Below are 19,087 nucleotides of genomic sequence, written 5' to 3'. Positions count from 1 at the left end.
ACGTGCAGGCGAAACCGCGCGAGACAAAGTTCTCAGGCGACATTCAGGTTCTTCACACGCCGTCCATATCGCGGTAGTCGAAGGTATTCGGCAAGCGGTTTGAATCCGGAATATTCCGGCAACCCGCCGGGTTGAACCAAGCGCGATGCGCCAGATAACGGAATTTCGCCGCGACTGGCCGTCCCGAACAGGAGGTTGCTCCCATCCACCAGGTCCCGACTGCTGCCGACGGTACGACGCGCGACTTTTCGAACCTGCCCGACGACTTCCCCCACGACATCGACGTGGCCAACCTCGAACCGGGGATCAACACCGACGGCGAGCACCTCACGGGTACGGCCGCGTTCGACGCCACCGGCGACAAGGCGGCTATGCCGTCGTGGGATGAGCTGGTTCGCGAGCACGCCGACCGGGTGTACCGGCTGGCCTACCGGCTCTCCGGTAATGCGCAGGACGCCGAAGACCTCACGCAGGAAACCTTCATCCGCGTGTTCCGCTCGCTGTCGAGCTACCAACCAGGCACTTTCGAGGGCTGGTTGCACCGCATCACCACGAACCTGTTCCTCGACATGGTGCGTCGCCGCAGTCGCATCCGCATGGAGTCGCTGCCCGAGGACTACGACCGGGTGCCGGCCGATGGCCCGAGCCCGGAGCAGGCGTATCACGACGCGCGCCTGGACCCACAACTGCAGGCTGCGCTGGATTCCTTGGCCCCGGAGTTTCGTGCCGCGGTCGTGTTGTGCGACATCGAAGGCCTGTCGTATGAGGAAATCGGTGCCACACTGGGTGTGAAGCTCGGCACTGTCCGCAGCCGTATCCACCGTGGTCGGCAGGCATTGCGGGAATACTTGGCACTCGACGTTGACGAGAGGGTCGCAAGCGCAGGGAGGAATTGATGACGCAGGCGGGCAAAGATCGCCGCACTACCTCTTCGTCGCCTGGCTCAGCGGCAGGTCATCATCGCTTCGGGTCTACTCAGCACCTTGCCACCGAGGCGATCGCCGCCTACGTCGACGGTGAGTTGCGCCTGAACGCCTATCTGCGCGCGGCCCAGCATTTGGCGGTGTGTCCCGAGTGTGCGGCGGAGGTCGAGGCACAACAGCAGGCGCGGTGTGCGCTGCGCCGGGCGCCCGAGGTGTCGATGCCGATGTCGCTGCTGGGAACGCTGCGTCAGATACCGCTCGGGGAGTTCGGCATGTGCCATAACCAGGGCAGCGACCTGCCAGCGCAGAGCAAGCGCTGGACGCTGCCTTGGCGCAAGTAGAGTTTGCTCCGTGACATCCGATACTCCGAAGCCGCAGCCGCCCGCGGAGGCTGAGCAAGGGTCCGGCAGCGCCTCGGGTAAGAACATTGCGGTAGCGGACAGCCGCACACCGCAGTCACCGTTACGGCCCAGCGACGCGCCCGTACTTGCGCCGCGTCCGGTGTACCGGCCGGAAATCGATGAGTCTTTCACGCGGGCCTTCGGCCGGCCCAAGGACGTCGACGGTTCCTTTCTGCCCATAGGTCGCCGCGCGGATAATCCGCCGGAGTTCAGCGTGCGACCGCCGGACCCGGTGCTGGCCGAGGCATTCGGCCGCCCGCCGGGGGAGACGGAATCGATTCAGCGCGATCCCGATGCCGAGAGCCCAGGGCCGGAGTCTGGGGCTCCGCAGGATCCGTGGCGTGACCCGGAGTCCGGGGCGCGGCTCGGCCCGCCGGCACTGGCCACGCCGCAGAGTCCGGAATTGCCGCCCTCGCCCAAGTTGGGTGTGCGTGAGGTGTTGTTCGGTAGCCGGGTGGCGCCGAAGGCGCTGGCCGTCCTCGCCGCCGTCGCGTTGGCGATCGGCGTGGTCGGTGGACTCGTCGGCCGCCTCACGGCGGAGGCCGGCACGAACCTGACCAGCAAGAAGGTCGAACTCGCTCAGGAAAGCGCCGGAGCCACCCCGAAGAGCTGGGTGGGCAAGGTCGCCGACGCCGTGCTGCCCTCGGTGGTGTCGATACAGGCTTCGGTCGGTGACGTCGGGGCCACCGGATCGGGCGTGGTCATCGATGGTGCGGGCTACATCGTCACCAACAACCACGTCATCTCGCTGGTCGCCAACGACGAGAAGAACGGCCATCTGCAGGTGATCTTCTCCGACGGCACCAAGGTGCCCGGCAAGATCGTCGGCCGTGACACCAAGACGGACCTCGCGGTGCTCAAGGTGGATGCCAACAACCTGACCGTCGCCAAGCTCGGTGAATCCAAGGATGTGACAGTCGGCGAAGACGTCATCGCGGTCGGCTCGCCCCTCGGGTTGAGCAAGACCGTCACCTCCGGCATCGTGAGCGCCCTGCACCGCCCAGTCCGGCTCAGTGGCGAAGGTACCGACACCGACGCCGTCATCGACGCCGTGCAGACAGACGCGTCGATCAACCCCGGTAACTCGGGTGGTCCGCTGATCGACGCCGGTGGCCGGGTCATCGGAATCAACAGCGCGATTCGCAGCCAGAGCGGTGGATCGGTGGGTCTGGGCTTTGCCATCCCTATCGACCAGGTCACCAGGGTCGCCCAAGCGCTCATCCACACCGGGACCATGCATCACCCGCAAATGGGGGTGAACGCGCGCTCGGTGGTCAACGAGGCCACCAGCGGCGCGCAGGTGGCAAACGTGAAGGCCGGTAGCCCGGCGCAGCAGGCCGGCATCGTCGAAGGTGACGTGATCACCAAGGTCGGTGACCGCCAGGTCACCAGCGCGGACGAGCTGGTTGTTGCGGTGCAGTCGCAGACCATCGGCGCGACCGTGCCGGTACAGCTCGTTCGTGACGGGCGTACTGTCGACGTCCAGGTCACAATGGCCTCAGACTAGGCAAGAGGCAGGGCGAGTTCGGGTGTTCGGCAACATCGGTTGGGGCGAGATGTTGGTGCTGCTGATTGCGGCGCTGGTGATTCTCGGCCCGGAGCGATTGCCCGGCGCAATCCGCTGGGTTACCCAAGCGCTACGTCAGGTTCGCGACTATGCCAGCGGTGCGACGCAGCAACTCAAGGACGAACTCGGCCCCGAGTTCGAAGACCTGCGCCAGCCGATCTCGGAGATCAGCAAGCTGCGTGGCATGAATCCGCGCACGGTCATCACCAAGCACCTGTTCGACGGCGACGATTCATTCCTGACCAGCGCGTTCGACGGGCTCACCGGAGAACACCCAGCCACCAACGGCCATAACGGTCAGCCCGTGACGCCTCCGCCAGCGCCTACGGCGCAGCCGTATCGCAACAAGCCGCTGAAGTCGGGAGAAGTGCCGCCGATCGACCCGGACGCCACCTGACACTCGTCACTGAAGCGATTGTCGGATCGTGACCTCGGCGTCGTAGGCTGTGAGTGTTGAGCTTTGCAAACCATGTGCAACCTCTTTTGGCATGCCCGCTTCACGGCTCGCCATGACGAAGGGGAGGGAAAGGTATGCATGCCCGCGTTAGCGCGCGCATCATGGCGCAGCATGAACGTTCCCGTTCGGCGCCAGCGGCGCTGCGGCCCATTCTGGTTGTTGCGTTCCTGCTGATCAGCGGCGTATTTGCGTATACGGCGCTGCGCAGCGGTCATCACGGCGACCCGCGGCCGTGGCTGTACGCGATCGCGATCGCCGGGTTGTTCGTCGCGCGCGGACTCCACCTGAATCGGCCGGTCACCCTCGCGCACTCCACCATTGCGTTGCTGCTGGTGGCGCTTGCGGAGTTCGGGTACCGCGCCGAGCACCCGCACGCGGGTTTCGCGATGTTGAGCGCGTCAGGAGCGGTATTGATGCTGCCCGTGCGGAGCCGGCCGGAGCCGCAATCGATGTACCGGGTTTCCGCGCTGGTCGATCGGACGGTGTTGGACCCGCTGGCGCCCTTCGCGCTGCATTCGATGAAGAGCTACTACTTCAACGATGCTGGAACGGCTGCCATCGCTTACCACGCCCGCGCGGGGATGGCGGTGGTGTCCGGCGATCCGATCGGCGACGAAGCGGCCTTCGAAAACGTGATCGCCGAATTCTGTGCGTTCGCGCGGTCGCGGGGATGGCGGGTGACCGTTTTGGGCGCAGGGGAGCGTTGCCTCAAGACCTGGCAGGTGTCGGCAACACCGCCGCTGCGGCAGGTGCCCATCGGCCGCGACGTGGTGATCGATGTCGCCAACTTCAACCTCGATGGCCGGAAGTTCCGTAACCTGCGCCAGGCGGTCAGCCGCACGCACAATTTCGGCGTCACCACGGAAATCCTTTCCGAGCACGCACTTTCCGAGGAGACCCGCGACGAACTGCTCGCCGTGGTGGATCAATGGAAGTCCGGCCGGCAGACTCGCGGCTTCTCGATGATTCTGGATCACCTACTCGACGGCCGGAATCCCGGCATGCTCGTGGTCATTGCGCGCGACATCGAGGGTCGCGTGGTGGGATTCCAGCGCTACGGCAGTTCCGCGCGCGGTCGCGAGTTGACCATCGACGTTCCGTGGCGAGCTAAACATGCCCCCAACGGGATCGACGAGCGGATGATCGTCGACCTTGTCGAGTATGGCAAGTCGCAAGGCGTGCAGCGTATTTCGCTTGCGTTTGCGGCCTTCCCGGAGCTGTTCACCGACACCGACCGGAGTTTCGGCTCGCGGGTCTGCTACCGGTTGGTGCATTTCGGCGACCCGTTGCTGAATCTGGAGTCGCTGTACCGCTTTCTGCGCAAGTTCCACGCGCTTGGCGAACAGCGGTTCGTGCTGGTCCGGTTGCGGGAGCTGGTCCCGGCGGCGTTCGCGTTGCTGACGCTGGAATTCGTGCCGCACCGTCGGCAGCACTGAAAGTGGCTGCCGACAAGTCAACACCGTCGGCAGCACTGAAAGTGGCTGCCGACAATCGAGCACCGTCGGCAGCACTGAAAGTGGCTGCCGACGATCGAGCACCGTCGGCAGCACTGAAAGTCCGTTTACCCGCGCCGCGTCGTGTCGATCCCCAGTGACATCCCGGCCAGTCCGCGCTGCCGGACGGCGAGCTTGTCGGCGACGCTCTTCAGTGCCTGGGCAACCGGCGAATCGGGGGCCGAAAGCACGATCGGCGTGCCGCTGTCACCGGTGTCCACGACGGCAGGGTCCTGCGGAATCTGGCCCAGCAGTGGAACCGGCGCGCCGACGGCTTTGCTGAGCCGGTCGGCCACGGCCTGCCCGCCGCCGGAACTGAACAGTTCCATCCGGGTGCCGTCCGCCAACTCCAGCCACGACATGTTTTCCACTACGCCGACAATGCGCTGGCGTGTCTGCAGGGCGATCGCACCGGCACGCTCGGCAACCTCCGCCGCGGCGGCCTGCGGGGTGGTGACCACGAGGATCTCCGCGCTCGGTAAGAGCTGAGCGATCGAGATAGCCACGTCGCCGGTGCCCGGCGGCAGGTCGAGCAGCAACACGTCCAAGTCGCCCCAGAAAACGTCGGCGAGGAACTGCTGCAGCGCGCGGTGCAGCATGGGTCCGCGCCACACCACCGGCGTGTTGCCCTGAGTGAACATGGCGATCGAGATGACCTTCACGTCGTGGGCCACGGGCGGCATGATCATCCGCTCCACCTGGGTGGGGCGGGCGTCGGTGCCGAGCATCCGCGGTACGGAGTGGCCGTAAATATCGGCGTCGAGCACCCCCACGGACAGCCCGCGCGCGGCCATGGCGGCCGCCAGGTTCACGGTGACGCTTGACTTACCCACGCCGCCCTTGCCGGAGGCGACTGCGTAGACGCGGGTCATCGATCCTGGCTGGGCGAAGGGGATGACCGGTTCGGCGGAATCGCCGCGCAGCGATTTGCGAAGCTCGGTGCGCTGCTCGTCGCTCATGACGTCGAGGTCGACGGTGACCTGCCCCGCACCTGGCACGTCGGCGACGGCCGTGGCCACCCGGTTGCTGATCTCGGTGCGCATCGGGCATCCAGCGGTGGTCAGGTAGACCTCGACATGCACGCTGGCGTCGTCGCGGACCGCGACGCTCTTGACCATGCCCAGCTCGGTGATCGGCTTGCGGATCTCCGGGTCGATGACCTTGGTCAGTGCGGCACGAACTGCGGATTCGGTGACAACGGGCATGGCTCAATCGTAGGAGATGGCCGGGCGAGGCTTAGATCCGCGGAAGCTGCTGCGGAGTTGGCACAATTCCGGTGGCGTATCCGAGCGACCAGGCCATGACGTTCGCGACGTAGGCCATCGAGTTGTTGTAGCGCAGGATCGCGGTGGTCCGCTGGGCCAAATCACCCATGTTCAGCCCGCCGTCGCACAGATATTTCCCGGTGGTGAGCGCGGCGTCGAAGATATTCTGCGGATCGGCCTTGCCGTCACCGTTGCCGTCGGAGCCGTAGCGCTTCCAGGTCTCGGGCAGGAACTGCATCGGCCCGACCGCGCGGTCGTAGGTGGCGTTGCCGTCGAGCGCGCCACCGTCGGTGTCGGCGACCACATTGTTGCCGGCGAGGCTGCCGTCGAGGATCGGCCCGTAGATCGGGGTGATCATGGTGCCGTTGGCGTCGACATTGCCGTTGTTGGCCTGGGTGGATTCGACGCGGCCGATCCCGGCCAGCAGGCTCCACGGCATGCCGCAGGCGGGGTCCTGCTGGGCCAACATCCGTTCCGCGTTCTTGTAGGCCGCGAAGTTGATGGGCGGAATGCCGAGCGGGCCGGGGACCAGGGCCGCTGGAGGCTCGGGTGGTGCCGGGGCGGCGGCCTGTTTCACAGCAGCCGGTTGCGGAGCCGCTGCGATGGCGTGCGCTTGCACCGCCGGCGGGGGCGCCGTCTTGGCCGCGGCAACAGTCGCGATCTCGTGCGCTGGTCGGGCCACCGGCGCTACGTCTCCCGACGCATTTGCGGTTGATGCCGCGGCGACGATTCCGGCTGGAAGTAAGCCCGACATCGCCAAGAACGACTGCCGACGAAGCGTGAAGTTGGACTTGGCGCGATGGCGTCCCACGCGGTTGAAACCTCCCGATGGGCCGTGGTCAGGCCCCTCCGATACAAGACCGGAGTCGAGGGTACTCGATTCGAGATGCTTCTGTTATCTTGCTGTGATCTAAGTCTCCCCAAATCGTTATCTATTAACCGGGTTGGCCGGGAATGACCAGCTTGAAGCCGCCGATCTGTATCGACGGCGGAGCCGGTGCCGGTGCGGTGGTGGTGGCCGCTGGTTGCACGGGCGCCGGCGCCTTGTGTTCGGGATCTGCTGCCGGTGCCTTTTGCTCGGCCCCGCCCGTCGGGGTGGTCTTGGCCGGCTCCGCTGGAGCTGCTGGCGTGGGCGGCGGAGGCGGCGGTGGCGGGCAGAAGATTCCGCACGGAATCGGCGGCAACCCCGGAATGGTGATCATCTGCTGGGTGGTGGTTGGCGGCGCGGTGGTCGTCGTTGTTGTGGTGGTTGTGGTCGAACTCGCGGCTCCGCTGGCGGCCAGTGCGGCAGCGGCGGCGGCTGGGTCGGCCGGACCGGCGGCGAGCGCGACAGAATCGCTGGGCGGGATCAGGTTTGGCGAAACCGGCACCGTAGTGGGCGTACCGCCGGCTTGGTAGGCCGCCGCCCACGTCAACACGTTCGCCGCGTACGACATCGAGTTGTTGTAGCGCAGCACCGCCCGCAGCTCCTGGGCTGGGTCGCGCAGGTTGAGGCCGCCGGAACACAGGTACTTGGCGGCGGCCAGTGATGCGTCGAAGACGTTGTTCGGGTCGGCTATGCCGTCACCATTGCCGTCGGAGGCGTAATGAGCCCAGGTGCTCGGCAAGAACTGCATCGGTCCGATGGCGCGGACGTACTCACCGCCCGCGGTGCGGATCACCTCGTTGCCCGGGAGGTGGCCGTCGAGCGACGGGCCGAGGATTGGGGTGATGGTGGTCCCGGCGGCGTCGGTGCGGCCGTCGCCGGCGTGACCCGACTCGATCCGGCCGATGCCAGCCAAGAGGCTCCAGCTCAATCCGCAGCCCGGATCTGACTGGGCCATCGCCAATTCCGCATTGCGGTAAGCGGCCAATGCGATTTCGGGAATGCCCAAGGCGCCGAGCACACCCGGGATGGCGACCTCCTTGATCGGCGTGCCCGCGGCAAAAGCGGCCGACGGCATCATCGGATCTGCGGCGCGCATCTTGTAGGCCTGGCGAGGTGCGGCCGGGACGATGCCGACGTGCGTAGCCAACTGCACAGTGGCGCTCTGCTGTTGCTCGAGCGCGGCGGCGCTGAGCAACGGAGCGGGTGTGCGTGGGTCCGGTCCCTTGAGGGTGATCGCTGAAGACCCCGCCGTAACCAGGCCTGCAAGCACGATCGCCGACATCGTGATTGGCGCTCTCAACCGCATTCGTCAACACCACCTGCGGAGTTCGTCTTGTATAGGTCTGGTCAGTAACTGGGCAGCTTCGTCGCAACCGCACACCAACCGATTTGTAATCGGTCAGTGAGTACAACGTGACCAAGACTACATATTGCGGACACCGTCGCGGGCGCCTTTCGGCGGATTCTCGAGGTTTGGAATCTTCTCCAAAGCCGCGCCAATTTCGGTGGAACTACTCCTACTTTCGTGAACTGCGCGACTTCGCCGACCCGTGACCCGGGCCGCCTTCTCCCCGGTATCCGCCGTCGCCCCGGTCGCCGCCGTCAAGGCGCTGCAGGGCAGCGAGTTCCGTGCGCAGATCATCGAGTTCGCGGCGCAGGTAGTCGCGGGTGGCCACTTCGCCGATCGCGATCCGCAGTGCGGCCAGTTCGCGGGCCAGAAACTCGGTGTCCGCCTTGGTTTGTGCCGCCCGGGAGCGGTCCTCCTCCAGCGATACCCGGTCGCGGTTTTCCTGCCGGTTCTGCGCCAACAGAATCAGCGGCGCCGCATACGCGGCCTGGGTGGAGAACGCAAGGTTTAGCAGGATGAACGGGTATGGATCCCATTGCAGGCGAACGGCAAAGACGTTCAACAGGATCCAGACCACAACGATGACCGTCTGAATAAGAAGGTAGCGGCCGGTGCCGAGGAAGCGGGCGATGCTTTCACTGGCCCGGCCGGCTGCCTCGACATCGAACTGCCACCGCAGCCCACGGGAACCACGCGGGGTGTCGAGGCGCGAGCGCGGCTGGTTCTTTTCAGTCATCGGCCCACTCACTCATCGCCGACGTCCTCCTGCTCGCGCCAGTCCTCGGGGAGCAGATGGTCGAGGACGTCATCAACCGTTACCGCACCCAGGAGATGATCCTGTTCATCCACCACCGGCCCGCACACGAGGTTGTACGTCGCAAAGTAGCGGGTGACCGCGGCGAGCGATGCCTCGGGACGCAACCGCGGCAGGTCGGTGTCCAGCACGCCACCGACCAGACTCGCCGGCGGCTCGCGGAGCAGCTGCTGCAGGTGCACACAGCCGAGATAGCGGCCGGTCGGGGTGGCGGTCGGCGGCCGGACGACGAACACCAGACTGGCCGTGGCCGGGGTCAGGTCGGGGTTACGCACCCGGGCGAGCGCCTCGGCCACGGTGGTGGCCGGTCCGAGGATCACCGGTTCCGGCGTCATCAGGCCACCCGCGGTGTCGGGCAGATGCTCGAGCAGTCGGCGCACCGGTTCCGACTCGACCGGGTCCATCAACCGCAGCAGCGACTCGGCCTCGGTCTCAGGCAATTCGCCGAGCAGGTCCGCCGCGTCGTCGGGGTCCATCGCCTCGAGCACGTCGGCGGCGCGCTCGACTTCGAGTTGGCCGAGCAGGTCGACCTGGTCGTCGTCTGGCAGTTCCTGCACCACGTCGGCGAGGCGCTCGTCATCGAGTGCCAACGCGACCTCGAGTCGGCGTTTTTCCGGCAGTTCCCGCAGCGCGTTGGCGACATCCGCGGGGCGCAAGCCGTCGAACTGCATAAGCAGTTGCGAGACGGCCTGGTTCGGCATGGCCAGGTCGCTCGGCGTCAGCCCAGCGACGTTCGGCGAATCCACGACGTGGACGGCGCTGCGTCGGCCGAGCCGGCCACGGTGGGCCCGCACCGCCACTTTCGATACCACCCAGTCGCGGGTGCGGGCCTGCTCGATGCCGAGATCTACCACGATCAGGTCGGTGTCGGCGAGGTCGGGAAGTTCGGGATCGTCCACTCGCACTTTGGAATCGACCATCTGCGCCAGCGCGAGCACCTCGCCCGGGCGCTGTGAGAACCGGCGCAGACTGACATTTCCCGTGTTGAGGGTCACCGCGCCGGGTTCGATTGCGGTGACCCGCAGCATGGGCACGAAAATCCGCCGCCGCGTTGCCAATTCGACGACCAGACCCAACACCCGCGGTTGCTGGCGGCCCACCCGCACGGTGATGACGACATCACGCACGCGCCCGACGGACTCCCCGTCGGGCCCGAGCACCACCAGGCCGGCCAGCCTGGCGGCGAACACTTTGTTCACCGCAGCCATGGGTGTCAGGCTAGAGCGTCAACAACAGGTAACGGTCGACAGGGAGGCAAACGCCGTGCAACCGGATTCCCAACGAGCATCGAACGACCGCACACGGGTGCGCCGCTCAGTGCTCGCCGTCCCCGGCAGCAGCGTCAAGATGATCGAGAAGGCAAAGGGTTTGCCCGCCGACGAGGTCTTTCTGGACCTCGAGGACGCCGTCGCGCCGCTCGCCAAAGCCGACGCCCGGGCAAACATTGTCGCGGCGTTGAACTCGGACGGGTGGGGCGATCAGATTCGCGTGGTCCGGGTCAACGACTGGACCACCCAGTGGACCTATGCCGACGTGATCGAGGTAGTAACGGGCGCGGGCGCGAACCTCGACGCGATCCTGTTGCCGAAGGTGGTCGATGCCGGTCAGGTGGTGGCGCTGGAGCTGTTGCTGACCCAACTCGAGCAGGCCAACGGGCTCGAGGTCGGGGCAATAGGCATCGAACCGCAGATCGAAAATGCGGTGGGGCTCAAAAACATCGACGCAATCGCCACGGCGAGCCCGCGGGTGCAGACGCTGGTGTTCGGGCCCGCGGATTTCATGGCGAGCATCAACATGCGCACCCTCGTTGTCGGTGAACAGCCGGAGGGTTACGACACCGGCGATGCCTACCATCACATTTTGATGTCGATCTTGTTGTCTGCCCGTGCCCACGGCTTACAGGCAATCGATGGGCCATACCTGCAGATTCGCGACCTCGATGGCTTCCGGCGAGCGGCCGGGAGATCCGCCGCGCTGGGCTTCGACGGCAAGTGGGTGCTGCATCCGACCCAGATCGAGGCGGCCAACGAAATCTTCAGCCCGCGCCAATCCGATTACGACCGTGCGGAACTCATCCTCGACGCCTACGCCTACCACACATCCACCGCCGGTGGTTCGCGTGGCGCGGTGATGCTGGGCGAAGAGATGATCGACGAGGCAAGCGCCAAGATGGCGCAGGTGATCGCCGAGAAAGGGCGAGCGGCCGGGATGCGTCGAACCAGCGAGTTCACCCCACCTGCCGGGTAGTCGGCAGCGCAACCCAAGCGGCGCCGCGGCGTCGGGATGGGAGAATATGGACATGACCAATCCATTAGGCGGGGCCGGTCGGGCTCGCGGCTTACCAACGCCGCCATCGGGCTGGCCGATCGGCTCCTATCCCACCTATGCCGAGGCGCAGCGGGCGGTCGACTACCTGGCCGACAATCATTTCGCCGTCGAGGACGTCACTATCGTCGGGGTGGATCTGATGCAGGTCGAGCGCGTGCTGGGCCGGCTCACCTGGACGAAAGTCATTGGCGGGGGCGTCGTTTCCGGGGCCTGGCTCGGCGTCTTCCTGGGTCTGCTGCTCGGTATCTTCACGGGTGGATTGCTGGGACCGTTGCTCGTCGGCATTGTCGGCGGCGTGGTGTTCGGCGTCATTTCGACCACCATCCCGTATGCCGCGACCCGCGGTCAGCGCGACTTTGCCTCGACGATGCAACTCGTCGCCGGCCGCTACGACGTCACCTGTGACCCGCGCTCGGCCGAAGCCGCCCGCGACCTGCTGGCCAAGCTGGCCATCTAGCCGCTGACTCCCGCACCGACCTGCTGATCTGGCTGTCGACCTACGGGTCGACGCCGGACCAGCCATCCAAGCAGCAGCCACCACGCGATCACCAGTGCTGCCCCCGCGCCGATTCCCCCGACGATGTCGGTCAGGTGGTGATAGCCCAGGCCGATCATGCCGATGGCCGCACACAGCATGGCAAGCGCGCCGATGACGAGCACTGCCATGCGCAGCACGCCCGCGGTAACCAGGGCAAGCGCGGTGACGACCGCGATCAGGCTGACGGTGTGCCCGCTCGGGTAGGCCAGGTAGTAGCTGAGGTGCCGGTCGAAGATCGGTTTGAGCACCCAACTGTTCACCGCCACCGCCAGCAGCGGTCCGATCAGCACGACCGCGGCGCCATACCAGCGCCGCCGGAACGCGAGAATCACGAATGCCACGCCGATGATCGGCAGCAAAACGGTGGACACCGACGGCTCGGCCAGCGCCGACAGCAACGAATGCTGACCGCCGAACGAGTCGGTGACCTCCTCTGATGCCCAGTCGTCCGGGCCGGTCGCGCCGCCGTTGGCTGGAAACGACAACGGCAGCAGGACGGTCAGCAAACAACCCAGAACCGCGATAGCAACCGGCGTGCGCACCCTCCCATGGTGGCCCAATGCGAGGATGGACGCGTGACTGAGCCCGTCCTGGCGCGTGTTCGCGACCACCTCGTCGAGAACCTGGATGGTCAGCCGCAGGTGGCGTCGGTGACCTTTCTGGGTGTCGAGCCGATCGATGTCTTGCGCTTCAGCGCTGGCGAACTGATTCACTATGCGACGCTCGGTTGCTCGCGCCGCCCGATGACCGACCCCGCGGACCTGAACGCCGACCCGGTCAAAGGTCCGCGCGCGGAACTGGTGATGACGTTGCGCGACAAGATGACCACTGCGGGGCTGCATCGAACCCTGGCCGTACTCGCGGCTACCCCCGCGGTCGAGGGTCTGGTCCTTGCCCCCGATGCGCTGCTCGATGTCGGTGAACCACTTTGGGCCGCAGCGCCGTTCACGGCTGTGCTGCTCGCCGAGTCGACGATTGCTCAGTTGCCGCTATCCCCACCGGCCGACCCGGTGGTGTTCCTCGACGCGGTGCCGATCACCGCGACCGAGGCGGCCTGGGTTCGACTGCGCGGCGCGGCGGCTTTGCGTGAGGCGTGGCAGGAGGCGGGCATCGATGTCCGCGATCCGAAGCGCACGGCGGCACAGCTGTAGTCGCGACTTCTCATCGCAGGTTGGATTCGAGAAAGTCCACAATCGTGGCCCACGCTCGTCGCTGGCCGCGTGCGACGCCGACGGGCGTGCCGCCCGAAACTAGGGCATCGTTGCGGTCCACCGTCGTCGGGATCACCGGTGGTCGCACGAAGTGACCGACGTCGTCGAGGACAAGGAGTTCATCGTGCTCGCCGGTGCCATGTTGGCGGCGTCGATCGATCACCGCCGCTGCCATCAATTTTGCCGGCCACATCTTGTCGGCCGATCCGGCCACCGCAAGGATTGGAGCATCGATGCGCTCCACCGGAATTCGTGCCCGCGCCGACTGCGGCGAATCGACCGCGCCGCGAGCGAAGGCGTCGAGCATTGTCAGCGCGCTTGACCGCGGCTTTCGGCTCACCTTGCCCAGCAACGCGTTTCGCACTATCTGGCCGAGGAGCTTCTCGCCTCGAATCGGCAGATACGGCAGCGGCGCGCCGGCATGCGTCAACGATGATGCCTTGGGCGGAGGACCGGCGGATCCCAACGCTTGCCACACCACGTCTGTGGGCGAAATGGCCACGACGCACCGCACCGGCATTGCGTCACTCAACGCCAATGCGGACAGGACTGCTCCGGTCCCCACCGACGCAGCAACCACCCCAACGCGATTTCGATCCAGTCCGGACCAGGCGGCGAAGGCGCGCATGCCCGAATCGATGGCTTCGAGCGGGATCTCGCGAAACGACTCCGGTAGCCCCGGTTCGCCCATGTAGGCCAACACCGCCGCCGCGTATCCACGAGCGGCGAGCAATGCGGCCATCGGCGCCATGGCGGCCAGCCCTGTCGAACCCGGAACGACCACGACCCCAGCCGCCGGTTCTGTCAGTCCGGTTTTGAGGTAGGTCCGCAACATCCAGCCGTCACCGCGAACGTTGTCGCGTACGACATTCGCCGACCAGCGGCGCGTCGCCGTGGCTGTTGCCGTCTCGCCCAGCGCTGACAGCTCAACCTGGTACTCCAGGCCGTCGTCGGGCGCGCTGAAGGTGACCGGTACTGCTGAGCGATCGGTGAATTCCATGTCCCACCATGGGCGGTCAGGATCGGGAAGCTGCACGGTGCCGTCCTGCTCGACCGTGTAGGCGCCGGTAGAGCGCCACTCGTGACCGGCCGCATCGACGGTGCTGACCCGCAACTCGACTCGAGCGTCAGCAGGCAACCCTGACGTCCGGAAGCTCGGACAGGAGTCGACAGGACAATCCGCTGGATCGACCACGATGTCCACGCCAACCACCTTCGCGAAGGTTCCGTCGCTCACAACCAGTCATTGCGGTGAAACGTGGCGTACAGCCCGAGGCAGATGAGCGCGATGACGCCCAGCACCGTCGGATACCCGAAGGTCCATTGCAGCTCCGGCATGTGCTCGAAATTCATGCCGTAAATGCCGGCCACCATTGTGGGCACGGCCGCGATGGCCACCCACGCGGAAATTTTGCGCATATCGGTGTTCTGCTGCAGTGTCACCTTGGCGAGCGCGGCGTCGACCAACGAGCTGAGCGTCTCGTCGAATTCGGCGATGCGGTCGGCCACCAGGGTGTGGTGATCGGCCACGTCGCGCAGATACCGCCGCACTTCCTTGGGAATGGCCACCAGTTGTTCCTGGGTGAGCGTCTGCAACGGTCCGGACAGCGGATTCACCGAGCGCCGCAGTTCCACGATTTCCCGCTTGAGCTGGTAGATCGGCTCGACGCCCACGCGCGATCCGGGGGTGAAGACGGCTTCCTCCATCTCATCGACATCATCTTCGAGTTCATTCGTCACTGCGAGATAGGTGTCGACAACATGGTCGGCGATGGCGTGCAACACCGCGGCCGGGCCGAGCGCCAGCCGATGCGGGTTCTTCTCCAAGGCCAACCGGACGCCGTGCAACCCGGTGTGATCGCCGTGGCGCACGGTGACCACGAAGTCGGTGCCGACGAACACCATGATCTCGCCGGTCTCCACGATCTCGCTGACCGTGTTCAACTCGTGCTCGACGTAGTTGACCGTGCGCAGCACCAGAAACAGCAGGTCGTCGTAGCGCTCCAGCTTCGGTCGCTGGTGCGCGTGCACCGCGTCCTCGGCGGCGAGTTCGTGTAAGCCGAACGTCTGCGCCACCGCGGCCATCTGCGACTCGTTGGGCGCCCGCAAACCAACCCAGGCGAACGCGCCCGGGTGTTCGCGGGCGACCGACAACGCATCGGTATGGCTGCACTGGCCGGGCAACCGCTCACCGTCGACGTAGACCGCGCAGTCGACGATGGCGTCCGCCGCCGGGGCCAGGCTGTTGCCGCCGATCGTTGCCGCGTGTTGACGCTGGTTGAAGCGCCGCGGCGGCAGTGACGGAATTGACGGCATTTGTCGAATGCTACGCCGGAGCCGCCACGCCGAGCGGAGCGTTGACGGGTGCGCCTGCGAGACTGTCGGGCGTGCGTATTGATCTTCACACCCATTCCACGGCCTCGGACGGCACCGACTCCCCGGCTGAATTGATGGGTAAGGCGGCGGCCGCTGGGCTCGACGTCGTGGCGATCACCGATCACGACACCACCGCCGGTTGGGACAGCGCGGCCGCCGCCCTGCCGCCGGGATTGCGGCTGGTCCGGGGCATGGAGATGTCCTGCGTTGGCGACGGTGAAGACGGTGCGCCCGTGCCGGTGCACCTGTTGGCTTACCTCTTCGACCCGAACAGTGCCGCGTTCGCTGCCGAGCGGGAGCGACTGCGCGCTGAACGGGTGACTCGGCTGCGGACGATGACCGAGCGGATGGCGGCCGACGGATACGCCGTGGACGCCGACGCGGTGCTGGCCAGCGCCGGTGGTTCGGCCGGGCGGCCGCACCTGGCGCGCGCGCTGGTCGCGGCGGGCGTGGTGGACAGCGTCGACGAGGCCTTCACCCGATTGCTGGCGCACAACGGGCCGTATTACGTGGACAAGCAGGACACACCGCTCGACGATGCGGTGCGGATGGTGAGTGCCGCCGGGGGAGTGAGCGTCATCGCGCATGCGCGCGCCCGCACCCGCGGGCGGCTGTTGGCGATCGAGCACATTCGCCGGCTGGCGGCAATCGGCCTCAACGGATTGGAAATCGATCACCCGGATCACAGCGCCCCTGACCGGGAGTTGCTGGCCGAACTCGCCGACTCGCTCGGGCTGATCCGCACCGGTTCCTCCGACTACCACGGCCGCAACAAGAGGGTGGGATTGGGTGAATACCACACCGCTGCTGGAGAATTCGAACGAATTACCGACTGTGCGAGCGGCGCGGCCGTCGTTGGCAAGTGAGCGCGCTGAGTGTTGGAGAGGTTTGTGGGTTGAGGTTTTTTCGCGCCCTCAGCGGGTTGGTCGCCGGTGGTGTCACGGCCTTGACGGCGGTGGTGGTGGGCGCCGCGATCCTCGGTCGGCTGCATGACTTTCCGGGGCCGGGAACGGTCTCGGTCACCGCCCACGTCGTCGCCACCGTCGTTGTGCTGGGCGCCCAAGTCCTTGCGGATCGGCGTCGGGGGCTTACCGCATTCCTGGCTTCGATGGTGGTGTTCGGCGTAACTGCAGCGTTGCTGTGGACGCAGTGGTGGAATTGACCTGGCGGTCGGTGGCGGAATTGATCGGTCGGTGGCGGAATTGACCTGGCGGTCGGCGGTGGAATTGACCTCACCTCACCGGCTGCGCACCGCACCGGCGAGACGGTTCTAACGTCGAGGAAATCCCGCTGCCCTACGGTGAGGCGCAACGATCACCGGGCCCAATTGCACCCAATCGCGCCGTGGTGGCAGACTTGAGTTTCCTGCGCCGGTGCCACCGCCCCGCGCGGGGCTAGCGTGGCTTATCTGATGCCGGGCTCACCAGCCCGCCCGCCCACTCCCGAAGTCGTTGCGACGGCCACATTGCGGTGGTCGCGCACTCCAGCCCATCTACCCAGCGGTAATCCGACCCGAATGCGTCGGCCGCTAGCAGGAGTGTCATCGTGTCAGCTGTGACTGAAGCGCCGAGTACCCCGAACAGCCTGTCTGAGATCACCGACGAGCAGATCTTCGCCAGCCACGTCGGCGGCAAGCTTTCGGTGGAACTCACCGCGCCGCTGGAGACCCAGCGTGATCTGTCCATCGCGTACACGCCCGGGGTTGCGCAGGTCAGCCGTGCGATTGCCACCGACGAGACGCTGGCCAAGCGCTACACCTGGACCGACCGGTTGGTAGTCGTGGTCAGCGACGGCTCGGCGGTACTGGGCCTCGGCGACATCGGCCCGCGCGCGTCGCTGCCCGTCATGGAGGGCAAGTCGGCGCTGTTCAAGAAGTTCGCCGACCTGAACTCCATCCCGATCGTGCTCGACACCAAGGACCCCGACGAGATCGTCGAAACCCTCGTGCGCCTGCGCCCGAGCTTCGGTGCCGTCAATCTCGAAGACATTTCCGCGCCGCGCTGCTTCGAGATAGAGAAGAGGGTCATCGAGGCGCTCGACTGTCCGGTGATGCATGACGACCAGCACGGCACCGCCATCGTGGTCTTGGCCGCCCTGCAGGGTGCGGTCAAGGTCCAGCAGCGCGACATCAGTCGGTTGCGGGTCGTGATATCCGGGGCCGGTGCCGCGGGCGTCGCGTGCGCGAACATTCTGCTGGCGGTCGGCATCGAGGATGTGATCGTGCTCGACTCCAAGGGCATCGTGTGCGGCGAGCGCGCCGATCTCAACTCGGTCAAGGTCGACTTGGCGCAGCGCACCAACCCGCGCAAGCTCACCGGCGGAGCGGCCGAGGCGCTCGACGGTGCCGACGTCTTCCTGGGGGTGTCGGCCGGCAAGATTCCCGAAGAGCTAATCGCGTCCATGGCGCCGGAATCGATCGTGTTCGCGCTGTCCAATCCGGACCCGGAAATTCACCCTGATAACGCACGCAAGTACGCGGCCATTGTGGCGACCGGGCGTAGCGACTTCCCGAACCAGATCAACAACGTGCTCGCGTTCCCGGGCGTGTTCAAGGGCGCGCTGGATGCCGGCGCGCGCCGGATCACCGAGGGCATGAAGATCGCCGCCGCCAACGCCATCCTGTCGGTGGTCGCCGACGAACTGAGCGTCGACAAGATCGTGCCTAGCCCGCTCGACCCGCGGGTCGCAGAAGCGGTCGCCGCCGCCGTCGCTGACGCTGCGCGCGCTGAGGGCGTGGCCTGACACTCGCCCGTACGGCCAGCGCGAGGATGCCGTCCAGGATCAGCGCAAGCACGGCGACCAGAATCGCACCGACCAGGACGCGGTCGTACTGGTAGAGCGCGAGGCCGTCGAAGATGTAGCGGCCCAGGCCGCCCAGGTTGACGTAGGCGGCCACCGTCGCGGTGGCGATGACCTGCAGCGTCGCGTTGCGGATGCCGCCGATGATGAGCGGCAAGGCGTTGGGAATCTCGGCGCGCATCAGCACCTGCGGTTCGGTCATGCCCATCGCGCGCGCCGCGTCGACGACGGTCGGGTCCACGTTGGCAATTCCGGCGTAGGCGCCGGCCAGTAGCGGCGGGATGGCCAGCAGCACCAACGCCAGAATCGGCGGCAACAGACCCAATCCGAGCAGTAGCACGAGAAAGGTCAGTAGGCCCAGCGTCGGCAACGACCGCATCGCGTTGACGGCGCCGACCAGCACCACCTCGCCGCGGCGCAGATGCCCGATCGCCAGCCCGAGCGGGATCGCGATCACGGCGGCCAGCGACACCGCCAGGAAGCTGTACCACAGGTGTTCGGCGATACGGTGGCCGATTCCGGTGTCGGTCGACCAGTTGCTCGGGTCGACGATGAAGGCAAAAGCGTCGGCGAACACTAGGCGCGTCCCGTCGTGAGCATCGCAGCGAGTACCGCAGCGCAGCGAGGAACGCAGCGAGGAGCGGAGGGGCGGGGCGTGCCGACAGTAAGCCCTACGCCTCCCTGACCCCGTGCGTGAAT

At 66.4% G+C, this 19,087-nt stretch carries 20 protein-coding genes; 11 read left to right on the top strand and 9 right to left on the bottom strand.

Going from position 1 to position 19,087, the window contains the following annotated elements; genetic code table 11:
• The first annotated feature begins 278 nt into the window (after positions 1-278).
• From sigE to FOS14_RS00450, 5 genes are all read left to right on the top strand, one after another.
• Positions 279-896 carry an RNA polymerase sigma factor SigE gene (gene sigE, locus FOS14_RS00470; RefSeq protein ID WP_143768297.1) on the top strand — a complete coding sequence of 206 codons (618 nt, stop codon included), beginning with the start codon at positions 279-281 and terminating at the stop codon, positions 894-896.
• Positions 896-1,264, top strand: coding sequence for an anti-sigma factor (locus tag FOS14_RS25385; RefSeq protein WP_143768296.1), 369 nt, complete (start codon positions 896-898; stop codon positions 1,262-1,264). Before sigE ends, FOS14_RS25385 begins: the two co-directional genes overlap by 1 nt.
• 85 nt (positions 1,265-1,349) lie before the next feature.
• Positions 1,350-2,831, top strand: a complete 1,482-nt coding sequence (locus FOS14_RS00460) for a S1C family serine protease (protein ID WP_143768596.1) — start codon at positions 1,350-1,352, stop codon at positions 2,829-2,831.
• 22 nt (positions 2,832-2,853) lie between these two features.
• Positions 2,854-3,288, top strand: a complete 435-nt coding sequence (gene tatB, locus FOS14_RS00455; protein ID WP_143768295.1) for a Sec-independent protein translocase protein TatB — start codon at positions 2,854-2,856, stop codon at positions 3,286-3,288.
• A gap of 134 nt (positions 3,289-3,422) precedes the next feature.
• The gene (locus tag FOS14_RS00450) at positions 3,423-4,784 is read left to right on the top strand and encodes a bifunctional lysylphosphatidylglycerol flippase/synthetase MprF (protein WP_143768294.1); all 1,362 of its coding nucleotides are present in this window, start codon (positions 3,423-3,425) and stop codon (positions 4,782-4,784) included.
• A gap of 125 nt (positions 4,785-4,909) precedes the next feature.
• Here FOS14_RS00450 and FOS14_RS00445 read toward each other — a convergent pair whose 3' ends face one another.
• The 5 genes from FOS14_RS00445 to FOS14_RS00425 form a co-directional block, all read right to left on the bottom strand.
• The gene (locus FOS14_RS00445; RefSeq protein WP_143768293.1) at positions 4,910-6,046 is read right to left on the bottom strand and encodes an Mrp/NBP35 family ATP-binding protein; all 1,137 of its coding nucleotides are present in this window, start codon (positions 6,044-6,046) and stop codon (positions 4,910-4,912) included.
• A 31-nt stretch (positions 6,047-6,077) separates the two neighbouring features.
• The gene (locus FOS14_RS00440) at positions 6,078-6,917 is read right to left on the bottom strand and encodes a lytic transglycosylase domain-containing protein (RefSeq protein ID WP_185981546.1); all 840 of its coding nucleotides are present in this window, start codon (positions 6,915-6,917) and stop codon (positions 6,078-6,080) included.
• A gap of 124 nt (positions 6,918-7,041) precedes the next feature.
• Entirely contained in the window at positions 7,042-8,280 is a 1,239-nt protein-coding gene (locus tag FOS14_RS00435) for a lytic transglycosylase domain-containing protein (protein ID WP_143768292.1), read from the bottom strand.
• A gap of 211 nt (positions 8,281-8,491) precedes the next feature.
• Positions 8,492-9,058, bottom strand: a complete 567-nt coding sequence (locus FOS14_RS00430; RefSeq protein WP_143768291.1) for a DUF1003 domain-containing protein — start codon at positions 9,056-9,058, stop codon at positions 8,492-8,494.
• A gap of 8 nt (positions 9,059-9,066) precedes the next feature.
• Positions 9,067-10,344 carry a magnesium transporter MgtE N-terminal domain-containing protein gene (locus FOS14_RS00425; protein WP_143768290.1) on the bottom strand — a complete coding sequence of 426 codons (1,278 nt, stop codon included), beginning with the start codon at positions 10,342-10,344 and terminating at the stop codon, positions 9,067-9,069.
• Between the two features lie 55 nt (positions 10,345-10,399).
• Between FOS14_RS00425 and FOS14_RS00420 the strand changes: the two genes are divergently transcribed.
• Together FOS14_RS00420 and FOS14_RS00415 are read left to right on the top strand one after the other, a co-directional pair.
• Positions 10,400-11,383 (top strand): CoA ester lyase, encoded by a 984-nt coding sequence (locus FOS14_RS00420; protein WP_255449938.1) that lies wholly within the window; start codon positions 10,400-10,402, stop codon positions 11,381-11,383.
• A 52-nt stretch (positions 11,384-11,435) separates the two neighbouring features.
• A complete protein-coding gene (locus tag FOS14_RS00415; RefSeq protein WP_143768288.1) occupies positions 11,436-11,921 on the top strand; it encodes a general stress protein in 486 nt (161 codons plus the stop codon).
• Here the strand turns inward: FOS14_RS00415 and FOS14_RS00410 are convergent.
• Complete coding sequence (locus FOS14_RS00410; protein ID WP_143768287.1) at positions 11,918-12,544, bottom strand: phosphatase PAP2 family protein; 627 nt, start codon at positions 12,542-12,544, stop codon at positions 11,918-11,920. The two genes, FOS14_RS00415 and FOS14_RS00410, sit on opposite strands and share 4 nt — an antisense overlap.
• Before the next feature lie 33 nt (positions 12,545-12,577).
• Between FOS14_RS00410 and FOS14_RS00405 the strand changes: the two genes are divergently transcribed.
• Complete coding sequence (locus FOS14_RS00405) at positions 12,578-13,153, top strand: suppressor of fused domain protein (protein ID WP_143768286.1); 576 nt, start codon at positions 12,578-12,580, stop codon at positions 13,151-13,153.
• Positions 13,154-13,163: 10 nt separating this feature from the next.
• Here FOS14_RS00405 and FOS14_RS00400 read toward each other — a convergent pair whose 3' ends face one another.
• Together FOS14_RS00400 and FOS14_RS00395 are read right to left on the bottom strand one after the other, a co-directional pair.
• Positions 13,164-14,450 carry an acyl-CoA thioester hydrolase/BAAT C-terminal domain-containing protein gene (locus tag FOS14_RS00400; protein WP_143768285.1) on the bottom strand — a complete coding sequence of 429 codons (1,287 nt, stop codon included), beginning with the start codon at positions 14,448-14,450 and terminating at the stop codon, positions 13,164-13,166.
• Positions 14,447-15,529: a magnesium and cobalt transport protein CorA gene (locus tag FOS14_RS00395; RefSeq protein ID WP_143768284.1), complete on the bottom strand. Its 1,083-nt coding sequence runs from the start codon at positions 15,527-15,529 to the stop codon at positions 14,447-14,449. The genes FOS14_RS00400 and FOS14_RS00395 overlap by 4 nt, the downstream gene beginning before the upstream one ends.
• Positions 15,530-15,600: 71 nt before the next feature.
• Between FOS14_RS00395 and FOS14_RS00390 the strand changes: the two genes are divergently transcribed.
• The 3 genes from FOS14_RS00390 to FOS14_RS00380 all read left to right on the top strand — a co-directional run bounded on the left by FOS14_RS00390 (position 15,601) and on the right by FOS14_RS00380 (position 18,331).
• Positions 15,601-16,455 (top strand): PHP domain-containing protein, encoded by an 855-nt coding sequence (locus tag FOS14_RS00390; RefSeq protein ID WP_143768283.1) that lies wholly within the window; start codon positions 15,601-15,603, stop codon positions 16,453-16,455.
• A gap of 29 nt (positions 16,456-16,484) precedes the next feature.
• The gene (locus tag FOS14_RS00385) at positions 16,485-16,751 is read left to right on the top strand and encodes a hypothetical protein (protein WP_143768282.1); all 267 of its coding nucleotides are present in this window, start codon (positions 16,485-16,487) and stop codon (positions 16,749-16,751) included.
• A gap of 383 nt (positions 16,752-17,134) precedes the next feature.
• Entirely contained in the window at positions 17,135-18,331 is a 1,197-nt protein-coding gene (locus FOS14_RS00380; RefSeq protein WP_143768281.1) for an NADP-dependent malic enzyme, read from the top strand.
• On the opposite strand, the gene FOS14_RS00375 is transcribed toward FOS14_RS00380, so the two are convergent.
• On the bottom strand, positions 18,252-18,965 hold the full coding sequence (locus FOS14_RS00375; protein ID WP_143768280.1) for an ABC transporter permease: 714 nt from the start codon (positions 18,963-18,965) through the stop codon (positions 18,252-18,254). The genes FOS14_RS00380 and FOS14_RS00375 overlap by 80 nt on opposite strands.
• Positions 18,966-19,087 lie beyond the last annotated feature (122 nt).

This window comes from Skermania sp. ID1734 (genome assembly GCF_007489285.1).
In the GTDB taxonomy this organism is placed as follows: Bacteria; Actinomycetota; Actinomycetes; order Mycobacteriales; family Mycobacteriaceae; genus ID1734.
Note: the sequence above shows the minus strand (reverse complement) of the source record. Positions and strands in the feature narration are given on the sequence as shown.